The organism is Candidatus Nesciobacter abundans (assembly GCF_008189525.1).
GTDB classification, from domain to species: domain Bacteria; phylum Pseudomonadota; class Alphaproteobacteria; order CAJXXZ01; family 1604HC; genus Nesciobacter; species Nesciobacter abundans.
In genome coordinates this window covers 202,295-226,541 of record NZ_CP043314.1, presented here as the reverse complement: position 1 = coordinate 226,541, position 24,247 = coordinate 202,295, and the positions used below count along the sequence as shown (strand labels likewise).

At 28.6% G+C, this 24,247-nt stretch carries 22 protein-coding genes and 1 tRNA gene; 9 read left to right on the top strand and 14 right to left on the bottom strand.

Annotated features, from left to right (window positions below; genetic code table 11):
• Positions 1 to 38: 38 nt before the first annotated feature.
• From FZC36_RS01035 to FZC36_RS01010, 6 genes are all read right to left on the bottom strand, one after another.
• Complete coding sequence (locus FZC36_RS01035; RefSeq protein ID WP_148972142.1) at positions 39 to 1,088, bottom strand: ABC transporter permease; 1,050 nt, start codon at positions 1,086 to 1,088, stop codon at positions 39 to 41.
• Between the two features lie 148 nt (positions 1,089 to 1,236).
• Positions 1,237 to 3,195 carry a proton-conducting transporter transmembrane domain-containing protein gene (locus tag FZC36_RS01030; protein WP_148972141.1) on the bottom strand — a complete coding sequence of 653 codons (1,959 nt, stop codon included), beginning with the start codon at positions 3,193 to 3,195 and terminating at the stop codon, positions 1,237 to 1,239.
• A gap of 58 nt (positions 3,196 to 3,253) precedes the next feature.
• Positions 3,254 to 3,472, bottom strand: a complete 219-nt coding sequence (locus FZC36_RS01025; RefSeq protein WP_148972140.1) for an NADH-quinone oxidoreductase subunit K — start codon at positions 3,470 to 3,472, stop codon at positions 3,254 to 3,256.
• Between the two features lie 153 nt (positions 3,473 to 3,625).
• Positions 3,626 to 4,501 (bottom strand): hypothetical protein, encoded by an 876-nt coding sequence (locus FZC36_RS01020; RefSeq protein ID WP_148972139.1) that lies wholly within the window; start codon positions 4,499 to 4,501, stop codon positions 3,626 to 3,628.
• A 96-nt stretch (positions 4,502 to 4,597) separates the two neighbouring features.
• Complete coding sequence (locus FZC36_RS01015; protein ID WP_148972138.1) at positions 4,598 to 4,876, bottom strand: hypothetical protein; 279 nt, start codon at positions 4,874 to 4,876, stop codon at positions 4,598 to 4,600.
• 56 nt (positions 4,877 to 4,932) lie between these two features.
• Complete coding sequence (locus FZC36_RS01010) at positions 4,933 to 5,898, bottom strand: acetyl-CoA carboxylase carboxyltransferase subunit alpha (protein WP_148972137.1); 966 nt, start codon at positions 5,896 to 5,898, stop codon at positions 4,933 to 4,935.
• A gap of 80 nt (positions 5,899 to 5,978) precedes the next feature.
• Here FZC36_RS01010 and FZC36_RS01005 point away from each other — a divergent pair, with 80 nt between their 5' ends.
• Entirely contained in the window at positions 5,979 to 7,091 is a 1,113-nt protein-coding gene (locus FZC36_RS01005) for a hypothetical protein (RefSeq protein ID WP_187440128.1), read from the top strand.
• Positions 7,092 to 7,178: 87 nt separating this feature from the next.
• Here FZC36_RS01005 and FZC36_RS01000 read toward each other — a convergent pair whose 3' ends face one another.
• Both FZC36_RS01000 and FZC36_RS00995 read right to left on the bottom strand, forming a co-directional pair.
• Positions 7,179 to 8,237 carry a tyrosine-type recombinase/integrase gene (locus FZC36_RS01000; RefSeq protein WP_148972135.1) on the bottom strand — a complete coding sequence of 353 codons (1,059 nt, stop codon included), beginning with the start codon at positions 8,235 to 8,237 and terminating at the stop codon, positions 7,179 to 7,181.
• Positions 8,238 to 8,297: 60 nt separating this feature from the next.
• Positions 8,298 to 9,098 (bottom strand): transaldolase family protein, encoded by an 801-nt coding sequence (locus tag FZC36_RS00995; RefSeq protein WP_148972134.1) that lies wholly within the window; start codon positions 9,096 to 9,098, stop codon positions 8,298 to 8,300.
• A gap of 82 nt (positions 9,099 to 9,180) precedes the next feature.
• Between FZC36_RS00995 and FZC36_RS00990 the strand changes: the two genes are divergently transcribed.
• Positions 9,181 to 9,819 (top strand): RpiB/LacA/LacB family sugar-phosphate isomerase, encoded by a 639-nt coding sequence (locus FZC36_RS00990; RefSeq protein WP_148972133.1) that lies wholly within the window; start codon positions 9,181 to 9,183, stop codon positions 9,817 to 9,819.
• Positions 9,820 to 9,987: 168 nt separating this feature from the next.
• On the opposite strand, the gene FZC36_RS00985 is transcribed toward FZC36_RS00990, so the two are convergent.
• A tRNA-Ser gene (locus FZC36_RS00985) sits at positions 9,988 to 10,074 on the bottom strand.
• A 202-nt stretch (positions 10,075 to 10,276) separates the two neighbouring features.
• Here FZC36_RS00985 and lspA point away from each other — a divergent pair.
• Positions 10,277 to 10,717 carry a signal peptidase II gene (gene lspA, locus FZC36_RS00980; RefSeq protein WP_148972132.1) on the top strand — a complete coding sequence of 147 codons (441 nt, stop codon included), beginning with the start codon at positions 10,277 to 10,279 and terminating at the stop codon, positions 10,715 to 10,717.
• A gap of 61 nt (positions 10,718 to 10,778) precedes the next feature.
• Complete coding sequence (gene mutL, locus FZC36_RS00975) at positions 10,779 to 12,779, top strand: DNA mismatch repair endonuclease MutL (RefSeq protein ID WP_148972131.1); 2,001 nt, start codon at positions 10,779 to 10,781, stop codon at positions 12,777 to 12,779.
• Positions 12,780 to 13,204: 425 nt separating this feature from the next.
• On the opposite strand, the gene groEL is transcribed toward mutL, so the two are convergent.
• The 5 genes from groEL to FZC36_RS00950 all read right to left on the bottom strand — a co-directional run bounded on the left by groEL (position 13,205) and on the right by FZC36_RS00950 (position 18,944).
• On the bottom strand, positions 13,205 to 14,839 hold the full coding sequence (gene groEL / locus FZC36_RS00970; protein WP_148972130.1) for a chaperonin GroEL: 1,635 nt from the start codon (positions 14,837 to 14,839) through the stop codon (positions 13,205 to 13,207).
• A gap of 221 nt (positions 14,840 to 15,060) precedes the next feature.
• Positions 15,061 to 15,372 (bottom strand): co-chaperone GroES, encoded by a 312-nt coding sequence (locus FZC36_RS00965; protein WP_148972129.1) that lies wholly within the window; start codon positions 15,370 to 15,372, stop codon positions 15,061 to 15,063.
• Positions 15,373 to 15,474: 102 nt separating this feature from the next.
• Positions 15,475 to 16,683: a tyrosine--tRNA ligase gene (tyrS, locus tag FZC36_RS00960; RefSeq protein ID WP_148972128.1), complete on the bottom strand. Its 1,209-nt coding sequence runs from the start codon at positions 16,681 to 16,683 to the stop codon at positions 15,475 to 15,477.
• A gap of 191 nt (positions 16,684 to 16,874) precedes the next feature.
• Positions 16,875 to 17,882: a rod shape-determining protein gene (mreB, locus tag FZC36_RS00955; protein WP_281284196.1), complete on the bottom strand. Its 1,008-nt coding sequence runs from the start codon at positions 17,880 to 17,882 to the stop codon at positions 16,875 to 16,877.
• Positions 17,883 to 18,113: 231 nt separating this feature from the next.
• Complete coding sequence (locus FZC36_RS00950) at positions 18,114 to 18,944, bottom strand: 5'-3' exonuclease (protein WP_148972126.1); 831 nt, start codon at positions 18,942 to 18,944, stop codon at positions 18,114 to 18,116.
• A gap of 211 nt (positions 18,945 to 19,155) precedes the next feature.
• On the opposite strand from FZC36_RS00950, the gene FZC36_RS00945 reads away from it, so the two are divergent.
• The 5 genes from FZC36_RS00945 to FZC36_RS00925 all read left to right on the top strand — a co-directional run bounded on the left by FZC36_RS00945 (position 19,156) and on the right by FZC36_RS00925 (position 24,216).
• Positions 19,156 to 19,824, top strand: a complete 669-nt coding sequence (locus FZC36_RS00945) for a hypothetical protein (RefSeq protein ID WP_148972125.1) — start codon at positions 19,156 to 19,158, stop codon at positions 19,822 to 19,824.
• 69 nt (positions 19,825 to 19,893) lie between these two features.
• Entirely contained in the window at positions 19,894 to 20,928 is a 1,035-nt protein-coding gene (trxB, locus tag FZC36_RS00940) for a thioredoxin-disulfide reductase (RefSeq protein ID WP_148972124.1), read from the top strand.
• A 208-nt stretch (positions 20,929 to 21,136) separates the two neighbouring features.
• Positions 21,137 to 22,240 (top strand): alanine racemase, encoded by a 1,104-nt coding sequence (alr, locus tag FZC36_RS00935; protein ID WP_148972123.1) that lies wholly within the window; start codon positions 21,137 to 21,139, stop codon positions 22,238 to 22,240.
• A 146-nt stretch (positions 22,241 to 22,386) separates the two neighbouring features.
• The gene (locus tag FZC36_RS00930; protein WP_148972122.1) at positions 22,387 to 23,274 is read left to right on the top strand and encodes a hypothetical protein; all 888 of its coding nucleotides are present in this window, start codon (positions 22,387 to 22,389) and stop codon (positions 23,272 to 23,274) included.
• Positions 23,275 to 23,433: 159 nt separating this feature from the next.
• On the top strand, positions 23,434 to 24,216 hold the full coding sequence (locus FZC36_RS00925) for a hypothetical protein (RefSeq protein WP_148972121.1): 783 nt from the start codon (positions 23,434 to 23,436) through the stop codon (positions 24,214 to 24,216).
• Positions 24,217 to 24,247: the final 31 nt, after the last annotated feature.

Here is a 24,247-nt window from a genome sequence, read left to right as displayed (position 1 = left end):
AAAAATCTAACACTAAATAAAATAGGAACAAAGTAACTCTAAATCTTCATTACATTACAAACAAACATTACAAATATATCCAATAAGAGTATTCCTGAAACACTATAAACCACAGCTTTTGTAACAGACTTACCTACATTTTCAGTTCCGTAATTATAAAACATCCCTGCTGCACAGACACACAAACCTGTCCAATAACCAAAAAGCAATGATTTTGCTTCTGAAATCAAAAAATTACTCAAACTTATATATTCTACAGTTCTTACCACTGCCAGAATTATAGTTGTCTTCAAAAGAATTTTGTAAGCAAGCATTCCTAAAATTAAACAGAAAAATATAGAAAGTATGTTCATAAGAGGAAACAGCACTAAGAAAACAATGAAGTAAGGTTTTAATATATTCATCTTTCCTATTCTCATGATTTTCATCATAGTAAACTCTCCACTTATATTCATAGAAGCGAAAACTGAAGCGATAGAGCTTCCTGATTTACTTGCCATAAGCATACTAATTATCACAGGTATCATTTCTCTAATAGCAAATTTTACAAAAAATTGCATAGTAAGCATTTCTACTCCTATATACTTTAATTGAGAATATCCCTCCAAAACCATAGCTATACCAAGTATGGAAGATATCAAAAACATTAAAGGTAAAGTTTCATTTCCTATTTTCATAAAAGCTTTATAGAAATAAAATCTAAATATTTCTTTCCTTGGTTCTGAAAATTTATTTATTCGTAAAATTTTTGTATTCATTTTAAAAATAGAAACCAAAAAAGATCTTTCTTTTTCTATAAGACTCCCAGAACGATTATCTATACTTTGTAACTTTATTCTTTCAGAGATAGAATTCTGAGATTCTAAAAAAATTACTTCTTTTGTATATTTCTTCAAAATATACGCAATATTAGGATTTACTTTTGTTTCTAAAACCACTTTATCCACAGGAAGCAATTCAAGCAAAAAAGAAAGGTTGTCATTTGACCAAACACCGCTCAAGGTTAATATTTTACCAACCTTGCTTTCAGGCTTATCATATGAGTATCTGTAAATAGGACTTGATTTTGTCACAACACCAAAGGACATAGGACTTATTCATAACATAAAACTAACATTCAGAAAACTTTTCAAAACAAAAACATTCAAATAATATAAAAAAATTACTTAAAGCAGGTTTTGGAAATATTTAGAAAAAACAAATACACATAAATAAGCCATTAAACAAACCACATATCTAAGCAAAGAAAACAAACAATATTAGAGATAAATGCACCATGAAAGAAATGAAAGAAATTAATATTTTTTGAGAATTGTTTTGATCATTATTTCCAGTGCTTGAATTTTGTATATTTCTGCAGTTTTGTATATTTTTATCAAAACACTTATCTGATTCTAAAGAACCTTCTGTTTCACTTACATTATTAAAATTATCGGAACCATTAAAAGTAGATATTTTTATAAACATATACTTTTCCATGGAAATATAAGTCAGCAGATTGGTTATTGCAAACCCTAAAACAAAAAAGATATTCCCGTACAAACAAACTAAAATCATTCCTAGGGATTTTGCCAAAAACCCAAAAGTAAATGGAGCGCCCATCAATGAAAAAATAGAGAATTTAGATATAAAGTCTGCAACAAACTCATTTGTAGAAAGTTTATTTACAGAGTATTTGTGTGAAATTAAATCTTTTTGTACAGTTGAATTTTTATTAAACAAACTTTCTTCAGAAAACAAAAATAAGGTAGATTTTGTCCAAATGTGATGCATTGTGTAGATTAGAGAGAAAAAATTATTTCTCAAAGCAAGCATAAAACTTTCCTTAGGAATGAATTTAAATAATATCGAATCAAAGAAAGATAAGCTACTTTCACATATACTAATTTTATGATCAAAAAACGAACTATAAGAATTAACAAATGAAACATTGGGAGAAACTATATTTTTGTCTAGAAAGTATGAGTCAATTTCACAACAATCTTTACAAATCAAACCATTAAACAAATAAGATTCTAAGCAAATCAAAAGAGCAATAACGCTAACCTGACTTGTAATGTGAAAGCTTAGTATTTTCTTTGTTTTGTGAGAATTATAAGCCAGAAAAGCACCATAAATCATACTAAAAACAAATAAATACGGAACTATGAAATTAGGAGAAAAGCAGCTTGGATTAAAACTGAAAAACACTGACATAGAGTATAAAGGAACTTTAGTAATTATAGCTGACATAAAGAACATAAGACTAGAAGGTATTTTTGAATAAAATCTAACCCAAGATCCAGTAGGCAAGATTGCTGACTTAAAAAACAAACCTAACATGAAAACAGAGCAATCTACATTTCTACTTAAAGCATCTTTTATATTCATAGTTCCAGACTGCCCATAAATATACCCAACTCCAAGCAGAATGAATAGAGAAGCTATTAAGTGGTATTTCATATAAGAAACTAAATGCTTGTACTGTATTTTTGCTAAGCATAAACAAATACCTGCAAAAATAATTTCATATCCTACATATGTATTTAAAATATCATTTGTGGAAAGTATTTTCATTATACCAAACATAGAGCACAAAATACCTGAAGAAATATCTACAATATCACTTTCTTCTCTACCTACATCAGAATTTTTACCCATATAATGTATATCATGAATGGGATTCTTTCCTATCTTTACATCAAGCAACAGCGATAAAGATGTAATTATAGAAGAAGACCAGAAAATAACTCGAGCATAATTAGTTTTTAAAGAATATTCAATGTAAGAAAATGACTCAGAATAATTCCTTGCCAAATACCCTAAATTAGATTTAGTATCATAACTAAAACCCAATCCAGTATAGTGAAAATTCTTTAGCCCACAAATAATTACACAAATAATTACAATAAAAATCGGAGATCTGTATTTCAAAACCGAGAAGAATATCATTAACCAAATTAGAATCAAACTCAGCTCATTTTCAAACAAAACTACAAAAACCATCCCTAAAAACAGACATAATTTTCTAAACTTTATGTTTTTCAAAAAAGATTCCAAGGTATACATAAAAAACATTGTGAAATTAAGGATTTCTTTTGTAGCAAGAAAGATATGAACAACTTTATTAAAAAGCAAAGCAATGTTTTTAAGCACACGAAAACTAATAGATTTTATTTTCTGCATTAAATTTTCTAAAATATTTTTTCTAAACATAAAAACCCAATCCTTTTACAAAACAGCACAAACAAGCTAATAATAAAATCAATATAACCTAATCACTTCTCAAAAGAACTGCCATAAATCCAAGAGATATAACTATAGAAGTTAAAACAATTGATTGTACCAAAACATTCCCAGGCTTGTTTACAGAAATAATAAGTAAATTAACACCCTGACCTATCAGCCCAACACCTATTACAGATCTTATTTTCCCCATAAAGAGCATAAATATTCCAGTAAGCACTATCAAAAAAGCTGACAAAATAATCATAAAACTAGATAATCACAAAAAGCATACAATATAAATAGATTGATTAAGAATCATAGTCATTTAATAAATAAATTACTTAATAAGTATTATTTAATAAATGATTTTGAAAACTATGACAAACCAAAGTGAAAGTTAAATTATTTTCATTAAGAATCAGAAGATCAAATTTTTTATCATATGCAAAACTGAATATACAGTTAGGAAAAACACACTTAGATCATTCAACCAAACTGAATTTATAAATTTAAGTTCTTTGAATGTATAAAACACGTACTTCCCGAAAAGCATAGGAAAGATATTCACAAAAATGAAAATGAAAATTCCTAAGTAAATCAAAATTTCCTTATATTTAAATTCTTTCAAACCAAGAGCAAACAAAACACCAGCTGGAAAACCACCCTCTGATTCAAATTTTCTAGAAATAAAAATTCCCAAACTGACAACGAGACTTTTCAGAAAAACATTACTAATCAAAAAATTCCTTACAAATCGAACTATAAATATTTGAACCACAAATATGTTTAATTTTTGATATTCATATCCATTAACTAAACCTTTATCCAAATATTTTTTATAAGAATTCTTTTGACTCTCAGACTCATTATAATCTTCTTTAAAGTCTTCTTTAGGACTTTCTTCCAGATCACTTTTATTAAAATAAGTAATTTTTTTGGGAAACGAATCTACATCAGATGAACCTACCTCTATATTATTGAAATAACAGTTCAAAGAATAAATATCTATAATTTTTTTTAATGAAAAATCACAGAACTTCATGTAATCAAAACAGAATAATAAAAAACTACAAATGGTTATAATAAATATAAAATTCAGAAAATATACTTTTTCAGTTCCAAACAGATATTTTATAGAAATTCCTATCATTAATAATCTAAGAAACAAGAAATCACTCCAAGTACTCTTAGGCTTCTGAGATATAAATGTATGTTCATCAGTAGATTCATTTGAATATTTGAACTTATTCATAGATTTAACACCCATTGCATTTTCCAGTATATTTTCCAACATAATCAGATTTACCAAAACTACTAGCAAAATTATAACTATGTTTAAAGTTCTTAAAATTATTCCTCAAACCATTCAAAAAAATAGATTCATTACAATTCATGGTAGAAAAATTTTAAATCCCTTTGGTATGTAACCAAGCATCCACATAGAAACTTCTTCTAGCAAATCTATATCTATTTTCTTATCTAAGTACTTAACACCATAATCGTAAATTCTTATTTTCTCATGCAATTTGTTCTTACTTACATTTGCAAACTCTATATCTTTATTAATTTCTTTTATGGCAAAACTAATCTTCGTTATAGAAAAAAGACAAAAAAACAAAATTGATAAATAAAGCAATCTAGATAAAATTTTATATAATACTTTAAACATTAATCCCCATTACTAAACACTCCAAACAGCTCCAAACCATTTCTATCTTTATATATTTATATAATTCCATATTTCTTGTGTATATTTTTGAATTTTTCAGCTCTAGAAGCCTTTACAAAGCTAGAAGGTTTACCAGAAAGTAAATCAAGTTCTTCTTCTATGCAATTAGCTACTCTATCACACATTTTGTCCTTATTTCTGTGAGCTCCACCCAAAGGTTCATCTATTATCTTATCTATCAAACCAAATGATAGTAAATCTTGAGCTGTAAGTTTTTGCATTTCTGCAGCTTTTTTCTTAGAATCTTTATTCTTCCAAAGAATCGCAGAGCAACCTTCAGGAGAAATAGTTGAGTATATAGAATGTTCGTTCATTATTATAGAATTAGCACAAGCTAAAGCCACAGCACCACCTGATCCTCCCTCTCCGATTATTACACTAACATTAGGTACTTCAAGTTCAAAAGAAGCAGAAATTGCACTAGCTATGGCATGTCCTTGCCCACCTTCTTCGGCCTCTATTCCTGGAGAAGCGCCAGCAGTATCTACCAATGAAACAAAAGGAAGATTTAATTCATTAGCAAGTTTCATAACTCTAACTAATTTTCTATAACCTTCTGGTAATGGCATTCCAAAATTATGTTCTGTCATAGTTTTAGAATCATGCCCTTTTTCTTGAGCAGCGATCATAATTTTCCTGCCTCTAAATTTTGCTATACCAGCAACTATAGCCCTATCATTTCCTTTACACCTATCTCCAGACAATTCGAAAAAATCTTCAGTAATTGCATTTATATAGTAAAAACCTTTTGGTCTGTCTGGGTGTCTAGCAATTTGTACTTTCTGCCAAGGAGTAAGGTTAGCATATATTTTTTCTAGCTTTTTATCTCTTTTTTCTTCTAAAACAGAAATTTCATTTAAAACCTTAGATTTACCACAATTAGTAGACTCTTTCAGCTCAACAATTTTCTGTTCTATTTCCCTTATATCACTTTCGAAATCTAACTGATAAAATATGCTCATATAGAGAATCTTAGCAAAAAAACAGAAATAAACAACAAATTAATCAAAAAATGCTAGAATACATAATGCTTAAAATTTCAATGTTAACAATAATGTATATAGTTTTAGCTATAAAACCAAACGCGAAAAATTTATCAAAAGAATTTATGCACAATGAAGCAAAAAACTATGAATCAATCCTTCAAAAACAAGATAACCCAACAAAAGAAATACTTGATCTTCCAAACATTATAAGAAAAACATTTGATAAACCTGAAGCTTTTGATAGGATTGGAGAAATTATTTCTCCTTCAATATTCATAAAAATAACAAAAATTGTAACAAATAAATCAAATCCATATTTACTATCAGATGTTTACACATTATCTCCAGATATTGGACCATTCAATGTAGAATCAAAAATCATTCTAAAACAAAATTACAAAATTAATTACCAAGACATAAAACATAACAGGTCAGAAAATATTTTTTACATTAAATCCTCAGATCTAAATATTCAAGATGCATTTAATCCCGAGAGTAATGAAATTTTTCACAAAGAATATGTAGCATATTCACCTATATTTAACTATGATAGAAATTTTTATTTCTTTTCAAACCTTGACAACAGTTCAGATACAAAAAGCCCAATTTCATTTTCGATTTACTGTATGGACCCAGAAAACCCAGAAGAAGAAGAAAAATCATCAGTCACCTTCAAAGAAATACATGAATTTACAGCAATAGGAAATTTATTTGCAGTAATAGAATTAAGTAAAATGAGTTTAGAAGGTATATTAGATCCGGTAACTATGAATAAGTTTGTTCCAAAAGAGCTTTCTGCAGAACAAAGTAAAGAAGAACAAAATAAACACATTAACCAACATTATTTGGATTTGTATATTGGTCATTCTTACACAAGTGCTGAATCATTCTTACTTTTAAAAGATAACATAAAACTAGAAAGTGATAATCAAAGTCAGAATCAACATGATTATAAAAATGATGAATTCTGGAATATATATGGAATACTCTATAAGCATTTTTCTTTAACAGTAAATCTTAATTACCTAAAGGAATCTAAAATAGATCAAGATTTAATAACACTAATTCTAAAAACGTTGGAAGATGAAATAGAAGAGTATAAGTTACAAGAATTAGTTGGAGAAGAATACAAAGCACCTGATCCATATCCTTTGATTAATCCCATCTAATTCATGATTAATATATCAGCATATACATTTGCTGTATTAAAATACATAAACAATAAAACAGTCTGTATATAATAATTATTCAATAAATCAAATAGAATCTTCATCTTCATCCATGATTTTCATAAATGACTCTTCTAAATTCTTATCCTGTATTTCTACATATTGACTAGTTGTTTGTAAGTTTTTATGTCCTAAAACATTTTGTAAATCTTTCAGACTACATCTATTATTCAGAACATGAGAAGCAAAGCTATGTCTCAGTGAATGAGGCGTAAGATTATCTGAAATTCCATTTGAAATTCTAAATCTCCTAATTGTATGAGCAGCAGTTTGTGGGTTTAATCTTTTCCCAGACTTACCAAAAAACAAAGGCGAATCTTGAGTTTTCCTATAAGGGTGTAGATTTAAATATTCATCAATAAAATCTTTCGTAAATTGCAGAATAGGAACATCTCTTTCTACATTCCCTTTACCAACAATTCTCATAGAGTCTTTGCATTCTGTCCAATGCTTTATATCAAGTGCAATTACCTCGCTTATCCTCATTCCAGAGCAGTACATCAAAGACCACAATGCCCTATTCCTAAAAGAGACCCAATCACCCTCTTTTACTTCGAATAATTTTTCTATATTCCTTAACTCAACTGGTTTTGGGTACGTTTTGTCCGTTTTTATTTTTAGTCCGTAAAGAATATTTTTCAACCCCAAGAAATCAAAAAATGATTTCCATGCAGATATCAACCTTCTTTGAGAAACAGATTTTATATTAGTTTTATTTTTTCTATAAAGGTAAAATGACCTAAAATCCCATGAAGTAAGTTTTTCCACATCTGACAAACAAAATTCATAACTTGATTCACATGTACTATCTGCACTATCAATTTCCTTACTCAAACATTTCTCAATCTGAAAAGATTTACCACTTTTATTATTAGTATTATCTTTATTATTCAAAGTAATTTTTTGTGAAATAAAATAATCCAACGAAAGCTTTATATCAAAGAAATAAGACTCTACCGTATTGTACGTTTTACATTCTTTATAAAATAATGAAAACAGAAAATCCTTAAACTTATTTTTTAGTAATTCAGAGTATTGTTGTTTTTCCAGTATATTATAAATTACATCCAGATTACTTCTTTTCATAATACGAATTGTCCCACATTTATTAACTGTTTCATATTTAATATGTATTTAATTTAATAATTAAATAGATTTAATAGCTTTGTCAGTAAGGTTGTGATTAAACAGTTCTCTGATTATTTTTCCAGGTGTAGTAACTATATCTGCACCTGATTTAAAAGATTCCCTTACATGTCTAGAGCTTCTTATAGATGCAGCTATTATTTCAGTGTTCTTATGTTCTAGTGCTATGCTTTTATCCAAGCTACATTCTTGTTCTTTATTCTCACTAATATAAGAATTCATATATCCATATTCTTCAAGCTGCTGACTTTCTATTAAGCACTTAACTGTTTCGATTATTTCGAAAGGATTTTCATTCTGATCTTCAAGTCTTCCAACAAAGATAGATATATACTGCACACCTAATTGCATTCCTAAAATTGCTTGATTGACAGAAAAGCACAATGTCAAATTAACATCTATAAAACCTAAATTTTTTCTTATATATCTTACAGCTTCAAAAGATTCAAAGGTTGGTGGAACTTTTAGTATAAGATTGTTCCTGTTTTTGAATACTAGCTTTCCAAAACCTACAATAGATTCATAATCATAAGAACTAGGCTGTACACTAACCTTAGTCCCAGTAATTTTGCTAATCTCAATTGCATGATTGATTTCTTCCGAGTAACGCTCTTCCACAGAAGATTTAGCATCCTTTGAAGTGCCTGAAATGTCATAATTGCTTTGATTTGTGGTTTGTTTCCCAATCTTACCAAATGAATCTGACATTAGTTTTGGGTTTGTAGTAACACCTTTTATAACCCCAAACTTACTAAACAACTTTGCTTCTTCTATCTCTGCAGAATCCAAAAATAATTTCATATATACACTTTACATCATTACTAAGCATTAATCATTAAACAATTTTGATTATTGATTTTTTTTGCAATAATGAGTTTATAATATGAGTGAAAACAAGTCTGTTAAAATGAATCAACCTATTTACATCTTGCTAGGGTGTGATCATAGGGGGTTTGAACTAAAAGAAAAAATAAAACAATATCTAATCGAAATACAAAACGCAGATCAACATAAATATCAGGAATCTGCACGCCAGCAAGCCCAAAACGAGAAATCTGAAAGCAATAAAATTAATGTCATATATAAAATTGTAGATTTAGGATGCAATGGAGAAAAGTGCGATTTTACAGATATAGTAGAAAAAATGATTCTAAAGTGGAAAAATCTTTCATTAGAAATTCCACAAAAAGAAATATACATCAATGAAGTAAACGATGAATTAATTAATGAAAATAACCTACATTACAAACACCACAAAGCTAATTATTCTGTAAGAGGAATATTAATATGCGGAAGTGGAATAGGAATGAGTATAGCTGCAAATAGACATAAAATGATTAGAGCTGGACTATGCAAAAACATACAAGATGTTTCTTCTGCTAGAGAGCATAATGACATAAATGTGCTAGTAATTGGAGCAGAAAACAAAAATGATTCAGAAAAAGAAATGGTAAGAAAGTTTCTAAATCATGAATTTTCTAATAAATTAAAGTATATAAACAGGATAAACAAAATGAGCTAAAAAAAAGGAAATATATGCATAAGAAAAATATATAACATGAAAATATGCATTGCAAAGTTTATTTACAAGAAAAATGAATATAAAGCCAATAAAATAAAGCACTGAAAAAGCTCGACATTAAACTTTAAATCAAGTTAGGATTCAAGGTTTAGAATGAAATTATATAAACAGAGAAAGTGGGATTCGAACCCACGATATGCATAAACATATAACGATTTTCGAGACCGTCCCATTCAACCGCTCTGGCATTTCTCCTACAATTCAATTATATAAACATTGAATTAAAATATAAGCTTTAAATTGTAGATTTGCTCAATAACTTAGTAAATAAAAAAGCAAGTAAAATAAGTAAGTAGTCTCAGCATTTAGTTAATCATAAAATTAAGATGTAAATAAAAGTCTTCATTATAATGCCTTTTTGAAAGAATGTGATATTATTTAGAATAATGGTGAGTGAATGATCAGAAAAATACTAGCTACGATTTCTATACTTGCAGTAGATCAAATAAGCAAAAGAATAGCTATTCAATATGGGTCGAGAATTATATATGAGAATTTCCTAAACATACATGTGATGTGGAACAAAGGAATTAGCTTCGGAATGGGTAAAAGTTTCCACTCTACATTTTTAAAATTCACTGTATTTCTATCTTGCTTGGCAGTTGTTATAAGCTGGTACAAAACAAAGAACAAATTCGACTCTAAAGCATATAGCTTTATATTAGGTGGTGGAATAAGTAACTTTATAGATAGACTAACAAGTGATTCTGGAGCAGTGTTGGATTTTATATCAATAAAATTATTTGGAATTAATATGCCTGTTTTTAATATTGCTGACATTTCAATATCTATAGGATTCTTAATGTTATTCTGGAAAATAATACTAAATAAAAAATAAAAATGAAGTAAATATATGCTTTATTTTATATATGTTTTATATTTGAACATAAAGGCCATAAATGAATATTAAACTACTTTCTGATACCATTGTCAGACAAATTGCAGCTGGAGAAGTCGTAATAAGACCAATCTCAATAGTTAAAGAATTAGTAGAAAATTCTATAGATTCTGGAGCTTCACAAATCTCTATTTTTATAGAAGATGGAGGAAAAAGCAGCATAACAGTCGAAGATAATGGATCAGGAATCTCTAAAGAAGATTTGTTACTATGCATTCAGAACCATGCATCTTCTAAAACAGAGTCATTAAGCCAAATTAAAACTTTAGGATTTAGAGGAGAAGCATTATATTCAATTTCTTCAGTAACAAATTTTACAATTCATAGTTCTAAAAACAGTGAAAGTCATGGATTAGAAGTTTTCAACACAGTTCCTACTGATCCATTTCCTATAAAAGATAGAGTCGGCACTAAAGTGACTGTAAAGGATATTTTTTTCAATTTCCCAGCTAGGTTGAAATTTTTAAGATCTGAATCTAGAGAATGGTCTATTATATTAGAATATTTGCAGAAAATGTGTATAGCATATCCAGATATAGATTGGATTTGGAGCAATGGAAAATCTTCTAAAAAAAATTACAAAAATGTAGAATATTCCGAGAGATTGACTGATGTTTTTGGTAGTAATTTTACTAACTCTGCTGATCTGGATTACGAACAAAGCAATTACAAAATCAGCGGAAAAATATTTTTTAATAAAATCCAGAACTCTACAAATAATTTAATGATTTTTGTAAATGGAAGAGGAATAAGAGATCGAGGTCTTATAACTTGTATAAGAAATTCATTTGAAAATCAGTTTGAATGCAAAGGATACCCAAGTGGATTTATAAGAATAGCTTTACCTTTTAACGAAGTAGATGTGAATATTCATCCTTCTAAAGAAGAAGTCAGATTTCTAAGATGGAATTTTTTAAGAAATGCTATAGAGTCTACGTTTTACAAATCCAAATATGGGTTCAAATCTAATAATGAACAAAATAACCAAGATCAATATTCATATAAAGATACTAGTCTAGATTACAAAGACGAATCAAATAACCACAATCAATTTGCAAAAAACAAACTAAGTTATGAAGAAAATAGCAGAGAGTCAGAAAGTAAAAGCTATACAGATATCAGAAAAAACCTAAATCTAGGCTCAAACAAAAATCAATCTAAAGAACCGTTGTTGGACAAAGAATACAATAGCGCGTTAAATTTAAATGAACCTGAAAGTAATACAAGTTTAAATGAACCTACACATTCTATGTATAATAAAAGACACTCTGAGCATGGATTAAATTTCTCAAATAAACATAAAGATACCAATAATGAAAACTTAAGTAGAATACATAATCAGAAACCAACAACATTAGAATATAAACCGCAACAAACCGAAGAAAAGAAAAGAAATAATATATCTATAGTGGCTAGGTTACAAAGCATAGATTGCACAATAGTATGCAAAAACGCCTCAAATGAAGAAAACTCAACATCTCTATTCCAGAAAAATGAACAAAAAGGGAAGTTTTTCATTATAAATCACAAATTCTATTTTGGTAGATTTATTTATAGAAAACTGAACCATATATTAACTCTAGATAAAAACAGTGACATAAATAAAAAAAATACAGAAATTTCTAAAAATTTACTAATTCCATTTAGAACAGATATTTCAGATAAATCTATTAGTAATTTAAATAAATTAAAAGAAACACTTGAAAATATTGGCTTACAATTCGAAAATAACATATTAATTTCAGTCCCTATATTCCTACCAATAGACTATGAAAAGCAAATATTCATAGAATTTGCTGATTCTTTAGAAAATTTTAATATAGAATCTAAAAACAAAGAATATTGGTCAAATATACTTGCTGATATAGCATCACAGAAATTATTAAAAAACCTGGAAATCAGTGAAATAGAAAATATATTATCTGAAAGTGATTTATTAACCTCAAAAGAATACTGTAAGGAACTAAGCAAAGAATCTGTGCGAATTTTCTTTTCTAGATAAAATTATAAATAAAGTTTTATATTCATATAAATTGGCAAATCTAATCTGTTTATATTACGTATGAATGAAATGCTATTTAAAATTTAAATACATATATAAAAAATACTTGAGATGGAAAAACCACAAGTTTAAGTCCATAGAACAATCATATTTACAACCTGAAATAAATCTTAATTCCGATGTAAATATTTTGAAGTAAAATTAGATAATTTTTTGTTTATATTAGAATTGTTTGATTGTTGAAAGTATACAAAATTTCACTTCGCAATTCTTAGTTATGAAATTAATAAAGAGTTAACCTTCCTAAGCGCTAAAAAACATTAAGTATATTTAAAATTACTTTTTGTTTTTTATTATAAACTTCCTTGAAGAAAATTTAATTATAAGTATTTATAGATTATGTTGTACTAAAATTAGTATATAAATTAGTACATTCCATCCATAGAAGGCATTGAGTTAGATTCTCTATCTTCAGGAAGTGTTACTATACTTCCACCTGAAGTAAGAAACATTATACCTATTGAACATGCATATTTTATAGCAGATTCTGTACTCTTCTTAGGATCTAGAATTCCAAGATCAATCATGCTTCCATATCCCTTACTGATCACATTGTAACCATGGTTTTTATCAGAAGAAGATTGAACTTCATTCAAGAAAACCAGCCCTTTTTCGCTTCCTGAGTTTTCTATGTTTTGCAACATAGGGGCACAAATAGCTTTCTGAAATGCCTTTACAGCTTCTTTTTCAACTGTACTTAAAGAGCTATCTTCTATTAACTTTTCTAAATCTCTACTTGCGTGAGCTAAAGCAGAACCACCTCCAGGTAGAATTCCACTTTCTAAAGCAGATTTTACTGCTAAAACAGCATCCTCTACTCTATCTTTTCTTTCTTTTTGCTCTACTTCAGTAGCTCCACCTACATTTATAACAGCCATTCCGTTTGTAAGCTTTGAAACTCTTTCTTGTAGTTTTTCTTTGTCATAATCAGATGTACTATTTTCTCTTTCACTTTTTATTAAAGAGACTCTTTCTTGTTTTTCATCTTCATTTCCATGACCTTCAATAATTGTTGTTTTATCTTTAGAAATAATAATTTTTTTAGCTTGACCAAGTTTTTCTAATTGTACATTTTCTAGCTTATCTCCAGCTTCTTCAGAAATAACAATACCACCAGTCATAACAGCTATATCTTTAGAAACTTCTTTTCTGTTATCACCGAAACCAGGTAACTTAATAGCTGCAACTTTCATAGTTCTTCTTACAAAGTTCAATACTATTGCAGCTAAAGCTGTACCTTCTAGATCTTCAGACATTATAAGCATTGATCTATTTGCAGCAACTACCTTTTCCAAAACTGGAATTAAAGCATTAACATTACTTATCTTACTGTCAAAAATAAGTACATATGGATTTTCTAACTCACAAGTTTGCTTAGATTGGTTATTTACAAAACTAGAAGAGATATAACCTCTTTCTAATTCCATTCCTTCTACAACATTTAAATAAGTATCAACAGATTTAGAATCATCTACAGCAATAACTCCGTCTGTTCCTATTTTCGCTATAGCTTTAGAAATTAATTCACCAATTTCCTCTTCTCCATTAGCAGAAATTGTAGCGACTTGCTTGATTTTTTTATCATCACCTTTAATTTCAGATGTTATAGTTCCTAAGAATTTTTCAGTATGAGATAAAGCAGCTCTAATTCCACTTTGTACTTCTACAGAGCTAAGTCCAGCTTCTATAAGCTCCATTCCATTGTTAACTAACGATTGGAAAACAACGACGGATGTAGTTGTTCCATCACCTGCTGTATCTACTGTCTTTGAAGCAACCTTTTGAACTAACTTCACTCCAATGCTTTCAGATTTATCAGACAAATCTATCGCCTTTGCAACACTAACTCCATCTTTTGTAAATCTAATAGACATTCCTTCATCCACTAAAGCAAGTCTACCTGAAGGACCTAATGTTTTCTTTATTATATTTGAAGCATCATTAATACCTTTCAAAATACTAGAACGAGATTCTGATCCAATTAAAATTCTATTTGACAATTGATTTTTCCTTTCTAAAACATAAAATTACGTAAAATATTTAACTATTTAATTTCCACTCAGTCAATTCTGCATAAAAACAAAAAATATTTTAAACAACAAATTGTTCAATACCCAACTATTCAATATATTAATAAGCTTGATATCAATTTTAAAATTAAATTAACGAACAAAAACTAAATAAAACAACCTAAATAAAACAATCTAAATAAAAAATAATTTTATTCGTATGTTCCGTAAACATCTTCTTCTTTTATTAATAGATATTTACTGGATTCATCTTGAGCAATAAGTGTTCCGGCATATTCTCCAAAAACGACAACCTGCCCTTGCTTCAAATCTATTTCCTTTAATTGTCCGCTCTCGCTTTTCTTTCCAGGACCAACAGATATTATCTCGCCTTTTTGTGGAGATTCTTTTGAATTAGGAAGAAGAATACCTCTACTTGTAGTCTTTGTTTCTTCTAACACCTTAACCACGATATAGCTAGCGATTGGCTTAATTCTATGTATATTATTTACTTCTATAGACACTTAACCTCCATAAGTCTGGATATATTAACACAAAAAGATAAAAAGATACACTATTGAAAGCACTAATAAGCTCACTCACTTCAATTAGAGCTATGCTTACGGTTAATTAAATTTCAACTTAAATTTTAATTTTTTACCAATTTCCAAAATACTATCTTGCTCAGGATTAATTTCATATTTGTAGTCCATTTCCACTTTTCCATTAATTTTCACAGACTTGTCTGAAATTTTCCTTTTTGCATCAGATAAAGATTTAGCCAGACCTTTTTTAAAAAGCAAGTTGTAAAGAAGTAACTCTCCATTTTCACTAACATTATTACCATCAAAATCACATACCAAATCCAAATAAGCATCTTCACTTCCTTGTTCGAAAATTTTCTCTGCTTTATTACGCACTTCTTCAGAAATTTCTTTTCCATGAACCCAACAAGTAACACAATCAGCAAGGTGTTTTTTAGCTTCATTAATATTATTTCTTATTTTCTCTAATATTTGATCTTTTTTGAGATCAGTGAATTTTAACATGTAAGATTCTACATCTGAATCTGGGATACTTCTCCAAAATTGCCAAAAATCAAAACAAGAAGTAAGGTTTTTGTCCAACCAAATTGGGTTTGAAGTGGTTTTGCCCATTTTTTTTCCACCTCTAAGAAGAAGTGGGGTTGTAATCCCATAAGCACTTTTTGCACCTGATTTTTTAAGTAAATTTACTCCATTTATAATATTACCCCATTGATCAGAACCACCAATTTGCAGTTCACAGTCATATTTTTTATATAATTCAAGAAAATCAAAAGACTGTAATAAAGGATACGAAAATTCCAGAAAACTAAGTGGTAAGTTGTTATTCAACCTATTCTTAAAAGTTTCCAAATTCACCATTTGATTAACTGAAAACTTGCTAGCTACATCTCTAAGAAAATCTATAAAATTAGTTTTTGAAATCCAATCCAAATTATTTACATAAATAGCATTAGGGGATATCTTTTTTATTTGATTCTTAATAAACTCCATATTTCTCTTTATGGAAGATTTTTCTAACATAGGCCTTTCATTATTACGCATAGAAGGATCCCCTATCATAGTTGTTCCTTCTCCAAGAAGTATAATTGGCTTATTTCCATGTTTAGAAAGTATGTCTACTATTTTTAAAGGAACTAAATGACCTATGTGTAAACTTTCAGCTGTAAGATCCACTCCCATATAAAAAGTAATTTCAGACTTCCTTACATCATCAGTTTGTTGATAAACCAAACCTCTTTCTTTTATCTCTTCTATACCTTTATTTAACTTCTCTTCTGTTATATTCATTTATTTACTGCCTATTTCTATGTTTAATTTTCTTAATAGATTAACTTAATCATTCTGAATCTAATATTTTTATTTAGTTTTTACTTAAATATAAATTTCATTATAATTTCAAAACACTATAAGTATAAATATTACTAAATTTAATTTCAGATCTTACACTTCATTTAGTAAATATATTATTTAAATTCTACTTACTGCTCAGATTCTAGTTTTAAATCGTCCATTTCATAAAGTATTTTCGCAGCACCCTTAACAACACACATCAACGCATCATCAGCTGGGAAAAACTTAAGACCAAGCCTTGAATTAAAAAACACATCTATGTTTTTTATCAAAGCTCCACCACCACTTAAGCATATTCCAGATTCTGCTATATCAGATGCTAATTCTGGAGGGGCTTGATCTAGTACAGCTTTTATCCTAGAACAAATTTCTATCAAAGGAGTTTCAATACTCTTTACTACGTCAGAAGATTTTATTTCTATTCTCTTAGGAGCTCCTGAAACTCTATCAAAACCATTGATTATAAATGATTTATCTTCTGCTCCAGGAGGCAATGTAGCAGCACCTATTCTTGTTTTAATAAGCTCTGCTGTAGATTCACCTATGCTGATCTGAAATTCGTTTTTGACGTACTCAGCAATTGCAGAGTCCATTCTATCTCCACCAACTCTACAGGATTCAGCAATAACTATTCCTCCCAAAGAAAGTATAGCTATTTCAGTTGTTCCACCACCTATATCTACAACCATTGAACCCATAGGATCTGAAACCGGCAAACCAGCCCCTATTGCAGCTGCCATAGGCTCTTTTACAAGTTGCACATACCTAGCTCCTGCACTTTTAGCAGCGTCTTGTATAGCTCTTCTCTCTACAATAGTTGCTCCTGCAGGAACACCTATAATAACCTTAGGATTAATAAGTCCTTTATCTGAGTTAGCTAATCTCATGAAATGTTTGATCATTTCTTCAGCTATGATGAAATCGCTAATAACTCCATCTCTCATTGGTCTAATTGCATATGTGTTTTCCGGAGTTCTTCCAAGCATTTTCTTTGCTTCAGAACCTACACACAGAACCTTCTTGCTTCCATTATTTTCCTGTATTGCAACAACAGATGGTTCATTAATCAATTTTCCATCATGTGTAAGAATAAGTGTATTTGCTGTACCAAGATCTATAGCTAGACTTTTAGACATTTTATTTATAAATTTGCTAAAAAATTTACGTATCATAAGCAATGTTACTTAGAATTATATATAAAAGTCAAACCAAATAAGAAAAGTAAAAAATTTAATCCACCTGCCTTGTGTAATAACTTCAACATTAGTTTTAGAATTATATTAATAATCATAAAGTCTTTTTAATACCAGTAAATATTTTATAACAATCTTTTCAATAACAATTCTTTTGCTTTTTATTTAATTTTCTTAGAACCTAATATGCTTTTCCATTTTGTATTTACGAATTAAATCTAACAATAAATCTTTATCATAATTTGTTTTAAGATCATGTATTTCTGGCAAATCTAAATCCAATTTCAATGTAGCAAGAGTCTTAGATAAATGGGCTTGCTCTATATTCCCTGATAAGCTGCCTCTTCTACTTAAAGGTTTTAAATGACCTAAATTATCTATCACACCTTCCAAAGTTTTAAATTCGTTTAACCAAGAGCTAGCTGTTTTAGCCCCTACATTAGGAACACCTGGGATGCAATCGCTTGCATCTCCTGTCAAACCAAATAAATCAGGGATTTGATTTGGACTTACACCCATTTTTTCCACAACATCTTCTTCATACATTTTTTGAAATTTAAATGGATTGACGAAAAATACATTATTTTCTACAAGTTGCATCAAATCCTTATCACAAGAACAAACCACTACATTTGAACAGTTACTCTGATATTTCTTAGAAATAGAACCTATCCAATCATCAGCTTCACACTCACCGCCTTTAAATATATTTAAATTAAGCGTTTCACACATTTCATGTATTATAGGGAATTGTGGAATTAAATCTTCTGGAGTTTTTTTCCTGTTTGATTTGTAATCTGAATATAAATTATGCCTCCAGGTTTTCTCTCCGCTATCTAGGGCAATACATATATAATCTGGCCTGTATTTTTTCATAACTTTAAAAATAGTATTTAAAAAACCCACTGCTCCACCAATAGGCAATCCCTCAGAGTTATACAAAGAACTCATTCCAAAGAAATTCCTAAACAAAATACTAAATCCGTCCAATATTACTAAATCCACACAAAAAACCTTCAGAAGAATACTACCTCTTATATCTTACTTTTCACAGTCTTTAACAAAAAAACTATTTTTTCTTAAGTATTTATTTAGTAATTTATATATGTAGAAGTTAATAATTAATTGTTATTGAAATTATTTTATCTGAAATTAATTTTATTTTAATAAATTTAGATTGATCTGTAGATTGTAAATTAACTTATCGGGAGGTTTGATGTATTTTTTTGCATTGGTATTACTATTTTTTAAGAATATATTATTCTTCATTACTAATTTCCTATATGATGGAAATTTAATAAACATTAAAGAAATCGAATGTCAAATAGAACAGTATAAAACCCAATATAGAAATCTTTTAGAGAAAAATGCGACCATGAAGAAAATACTTCAAATTTCTACTTCTGAAAATGCAAATGACGATTTTTTTGTAGCTGAATTAAAAACACCATTAACAATGAATGGAAATGTAGTAATACAACTTAAATCCAATAGATTATCTTCAGAAAAAGATCTGGAAAATGCTTTGTTAATCCATAACGGTAGGTTAGTGGGGTTTTATAACAAAGGATTATGCATTCCAATTACTAAGAAAAATGTATCCATTCCTGCTGTTGATGAATACGGAAATAAATTTATTCTACAAGGAAATATAACAAATCTTAAAATCATAAAATCTGAAAAAGAACATAAACTGAAAGAGAACTCAAATATTTATTTAGCACATAATGATTACAAAAATATTTTAATTGGTAATTATAATTCAAAGAACATAGTTAATGTAAATCGAGATTGGCATAAAATTCAATTTGTCTGGGTTGGAAAGCAAAATCAAGCAAATATAGAAAAACATGATAATCAAGCAAATAAGGTAAACAACAAATAAGCATTTTAAAAAAGGAAATTTAATTTCTGGTTTATGGTTTAATTTATTTTTTGGTTTATAATACTCTTCATGTCTATCAATCATAAAGATGTTAATTCTAAGGCAAATACTAACTCTGAATATTCTATAAATTCAGATATTTTAAAAAGCAAAGAAGTATCTGATGTTGCTATTATAGGTTCTGGACCAGCTGGTTTGTCAGCTGCTATATATGCGGTTAGAGCTGGTTTAAGTGTCACAGTTTTCATGGGAGATGATCCAAAGGGGCAGCTTATGACAACAACAGATATTGAGAATTACCCTGGATTCATAGGATCAGCTCCTGATTTAATGCATGCAATGGAAAAGCAGGCAGTATCTTTGGGATGTGTAATGGAAAACAAAACAGTCTCTAATGTTTTTTTCGATAAAAAAACAAATCAAAAGAAGATCATTTCAGGAAAGCACGAATATAATTTCAAATCCTGTATATTAGCAACAGGAGCAAAAGCAAAATATTTAGGACTACAAAGTGAGTATGAATATCTAGGATATGGAGTTTCTACCTGCGCTACATGTGATGGATTCTTTTTCAAAGATCTAGAAATTGCAGTAGTTGGTGGAGGAAATACAGCTATAGAAGAAGCTATATATTTATCCAAAATAGCAAAAAAAGTACATTTGATTCATAGAAGGCAAGAATTCAGAGCTGAAAAGATAATGCAAGAAAGAATGTTATCAATGAAAAATATATATTTACATTTAGATTGTATTTTAGAAGAGGTTTTAGGGAACTCTGAAGAAATAAAATCTAGTGGCAGTGGAATAAAAGCAGTTTCAGGCGCAAGAATAAAAAATGTAAAAACAGGATCTACAGAAGATTTAAATTTACAAGGAGTATTTATAGCAATAGGACATTCACCCCAAAGCTCAATAGTGTCTGATTTACTAGATCTAGACACAGAAGGTTATGTAATTACTGATGGAGTAAAAACAAAAATTCCCGGATTCTTTGTTGCAGGAGATGTAATGGATAAAGTATATAGACAAGCTGTAACTGCTAGCGGACAGGGTTGTATGGCTGCTATGGAAACTATAAAATATTTCCAAGAACATGTTCCTTGATATAATTTACTATTGAATGCTTGCTAAAACTTAATTTATTAATATTCGTTTATTTTTGTATATTATTTCTGTATAGTTTTATGTTGAACAGCATTTCAAAAAAAATAAGAAAACAAGTTGTTTATAATTTTCATCTTCTAACATTAAAGTAAAAGATATATTCAACTTACTTGTTCTAAAATAAATAAAATAGAGGTAGAGTAAAAAGATGTATAATAAGCCTTTTTTAAAAATAAATTTAAGTAATTTAGTTAAAAACTACTTAAATTTATCTAAAGATATAAAATGCGCTGCTGTTATTAAGTGTAATGCATATGGATTAGGTGCAAAAGAAATATATGAGCATCTAAGGAAAAATACGAATTGTAAAGATTTTTTTGTAAATTCTGTTGAAGAAGCAGATGAAATACTTTCAACAGCGCTTTCAGGACATAATAATATATATATTCTTAGTGGATATACAAAATATCAGTTAGATCATGTTTTCGATAAAGGCTTCATACCAGTATGTTTTAGTGTTGAGCAAATAAGAGATTGGAACGATCATTGCGAAAAAGTTAAAAAAAATAAACCTATTGTTGTTCAGCTAGAAACAGGAATGAATAGACTTGGAATTTCCTTGCAAGAACTTGAAAATGTGACAGATATCACTAGGGTAAAATTTTTCATGCAACACTTATCTCATGGCTATGATTTAGAATCTGACCAAAATCAATCTCAAATAGAAAAAACAAATCATTTTAAAGAATTAATAAATGAAAAATTTAATCAACTTGCAAATGAAACAAAATTTTCTACAAATACATTATTCAGCCTTTCTTCTTCTTGTGGACTTTTGCTTGGAAGAGAATTCCATGGAAACATGATAAGACTAGGAAGATTCTTATATGGATTCAATGAAGATTGTGCAGATCTAAAATTGGAAAATGTAGCAGAATTATTTGCAAAAGTTATAAAAATAAATCATGTAAAAAAAGACTGCGGAGTAGGTTATGATCATAAACACATCACAGAAAAAGATTCAAAGGTAGGTATATTAAATATTGGATATGGGGATGGATATATAGTAGGAAATTCATATGGATTTTTAAATGGAAAATATTGTAAAATACTTTCAGTTTCTATGGATTACACTATGATAGATTTAACAGATTTAGATTTGAAAGATAAAGACTTACTTTTCGCAAACATAGAGCTTTTAGGGAAAAACATCACAGCGGAAAAACTTAAACATTGGAATAATAAGAAAGCGCAAGGAACTGAAATACTAACAACAATAGGCAGAAGAGTGGATAGGATTTATTTAAAATAAAAACATAGTAGAATCACTGCTAAAAACATTAAAACCAACTCAATATAAGAATAAATTAAAGATTGTAAAAATCCCTTAATGAAAAACAGCAATATTCACAAAATCTTAAATGTTTCATGATCAAATAAAACAAAGGGAAATTAAAAGTGAACAAAAAATTAAAAAAAATACTATCTAAAACTTTACTATGTTTTTCAATGATTGGAATTACATCTATATCTGGTGCAAGTAATGACAACCCAATTCCTGCAAAAGTAATCTCTCAAACTGGGTTTGACTTTGATCCAAGTCAAGCCATGCGAAACAAGCAAGAATTAGAAGAATATTTCTCTAACATACCTGAACAAGACAAAAGTAAGTATAATAGCCTTGAAGAGCATAACACACTGCACGATCTTATTTTATCTGCACATGCAACAAAGGCACAATGCACAACATCAACATACTGTAAAGTAGATGGAGAAAACCTATCTGTTTATCAAAAATTATTTAGTGTAAGTGAAACAAGCAGCTCAGGAAATCAATTTGAAAGAAATTTTGCTAAATTCTCTGTACCACTATCTGAAATATCGAAATGGCTTGTTTATATAAATGATACCAAATCTTACGGAATCAGCTATAAATATTTCTTACAAAAGGATTTTAATCTCACTGAAGAAACAAAACCCTTCATTGATCAACTTCATATAGGAAAGTTAATTTATATACAAGAAAGCTCTAAAAGAGGAGCTTTTAATGCACTTTCAGAAGATGGAGAAAACTCACTTCTTAGTGCAGCAATACAAATAAATCCTATAAACAAAGATGTAGTAAATCTTGCAATAAGTACATTAAGCAACTTCTCTTACACAGATCTTCTGTTCTTTGATCCATTTATAGACTTCGCCAGCAATTTTGAAGGCAGTATAAGTGATGATGAAGAGTTCCAAGAACACTTAAAAATTTTACATAAATCACATTCAGGAATAGATAACTTAAGGGGATTTTATAATGGATTGCTTGCAAAAGTAGAACAATCAGAATTAAATACCTAATCTGGCTAGAACGATCTGATAAAACTATAAAACCTTGCCAGAATCCTATCTCATTAATACTCAGATCATATAAATTTAGTAAATCTAAGAAAGATTAACAAAGGTATTTTATAAATAGGAATCTAAGCATAATACAAATCTATAAGAAAGAAGGATAAAATGAATTTTTTTATATCACTAATATTATTTCTAATGTCATTTACATTTGCTGAGGTTCTGCAAGTAGATTATGCACCTAAAGCAGAAGATCTTCAAGAAATGAGAGATAAAGTTGAAACAGATTTTAAAGATAGAGATGGAAAATCTGTTGAATATCAAAATCTTTATAAAGCATCAAAAACAGATCACTTGAGCTTAATAGACACAATAGAACAATCTCACAAAACCAAATTACAATGTTCAACAAAAGCTTATTGCAGGGTATTGGACAAAAACCACATTAAATTATTCATAGATTATGGGAGAGGGTTCAACTTCCTTAATGTAGAAATAGATAAAATCAAAGATTATTTGCTTGTAGTTAATGGCATAACTTGCTTAAGCGTTAGTTATTTTAATAAACCTCAAAACATTATAGAAGAGATTAATGACGTATATCCATTAACACAGGTGTCAATGATTGCATTAAGTTCTATTGATATAGCACCTAGACTTGGTAAAACTTTAGTAAGTGATGGTTCTAAATTTTTTGTTGAATCTGATGAAAATTTTCAAAACAATTTAATAAAAGATGAACAAACTTATACTTACGTAGATGCAGTTTATTTTTCATCTCTTAACTACATTGCAAAATCTTATGGAGATTTACTCCATAATTTTGATATGGAAGAACTTAAAGAATATAAACATACTTATGAGTTTTCAAAAAACAATGAGATAAAATCCATAAATGACCTTAAAAAATATGCAAAATACATAAAAGAACAAGAATCTATAAAATAAATATATAGATTGAGCATTTATATTAATTAGG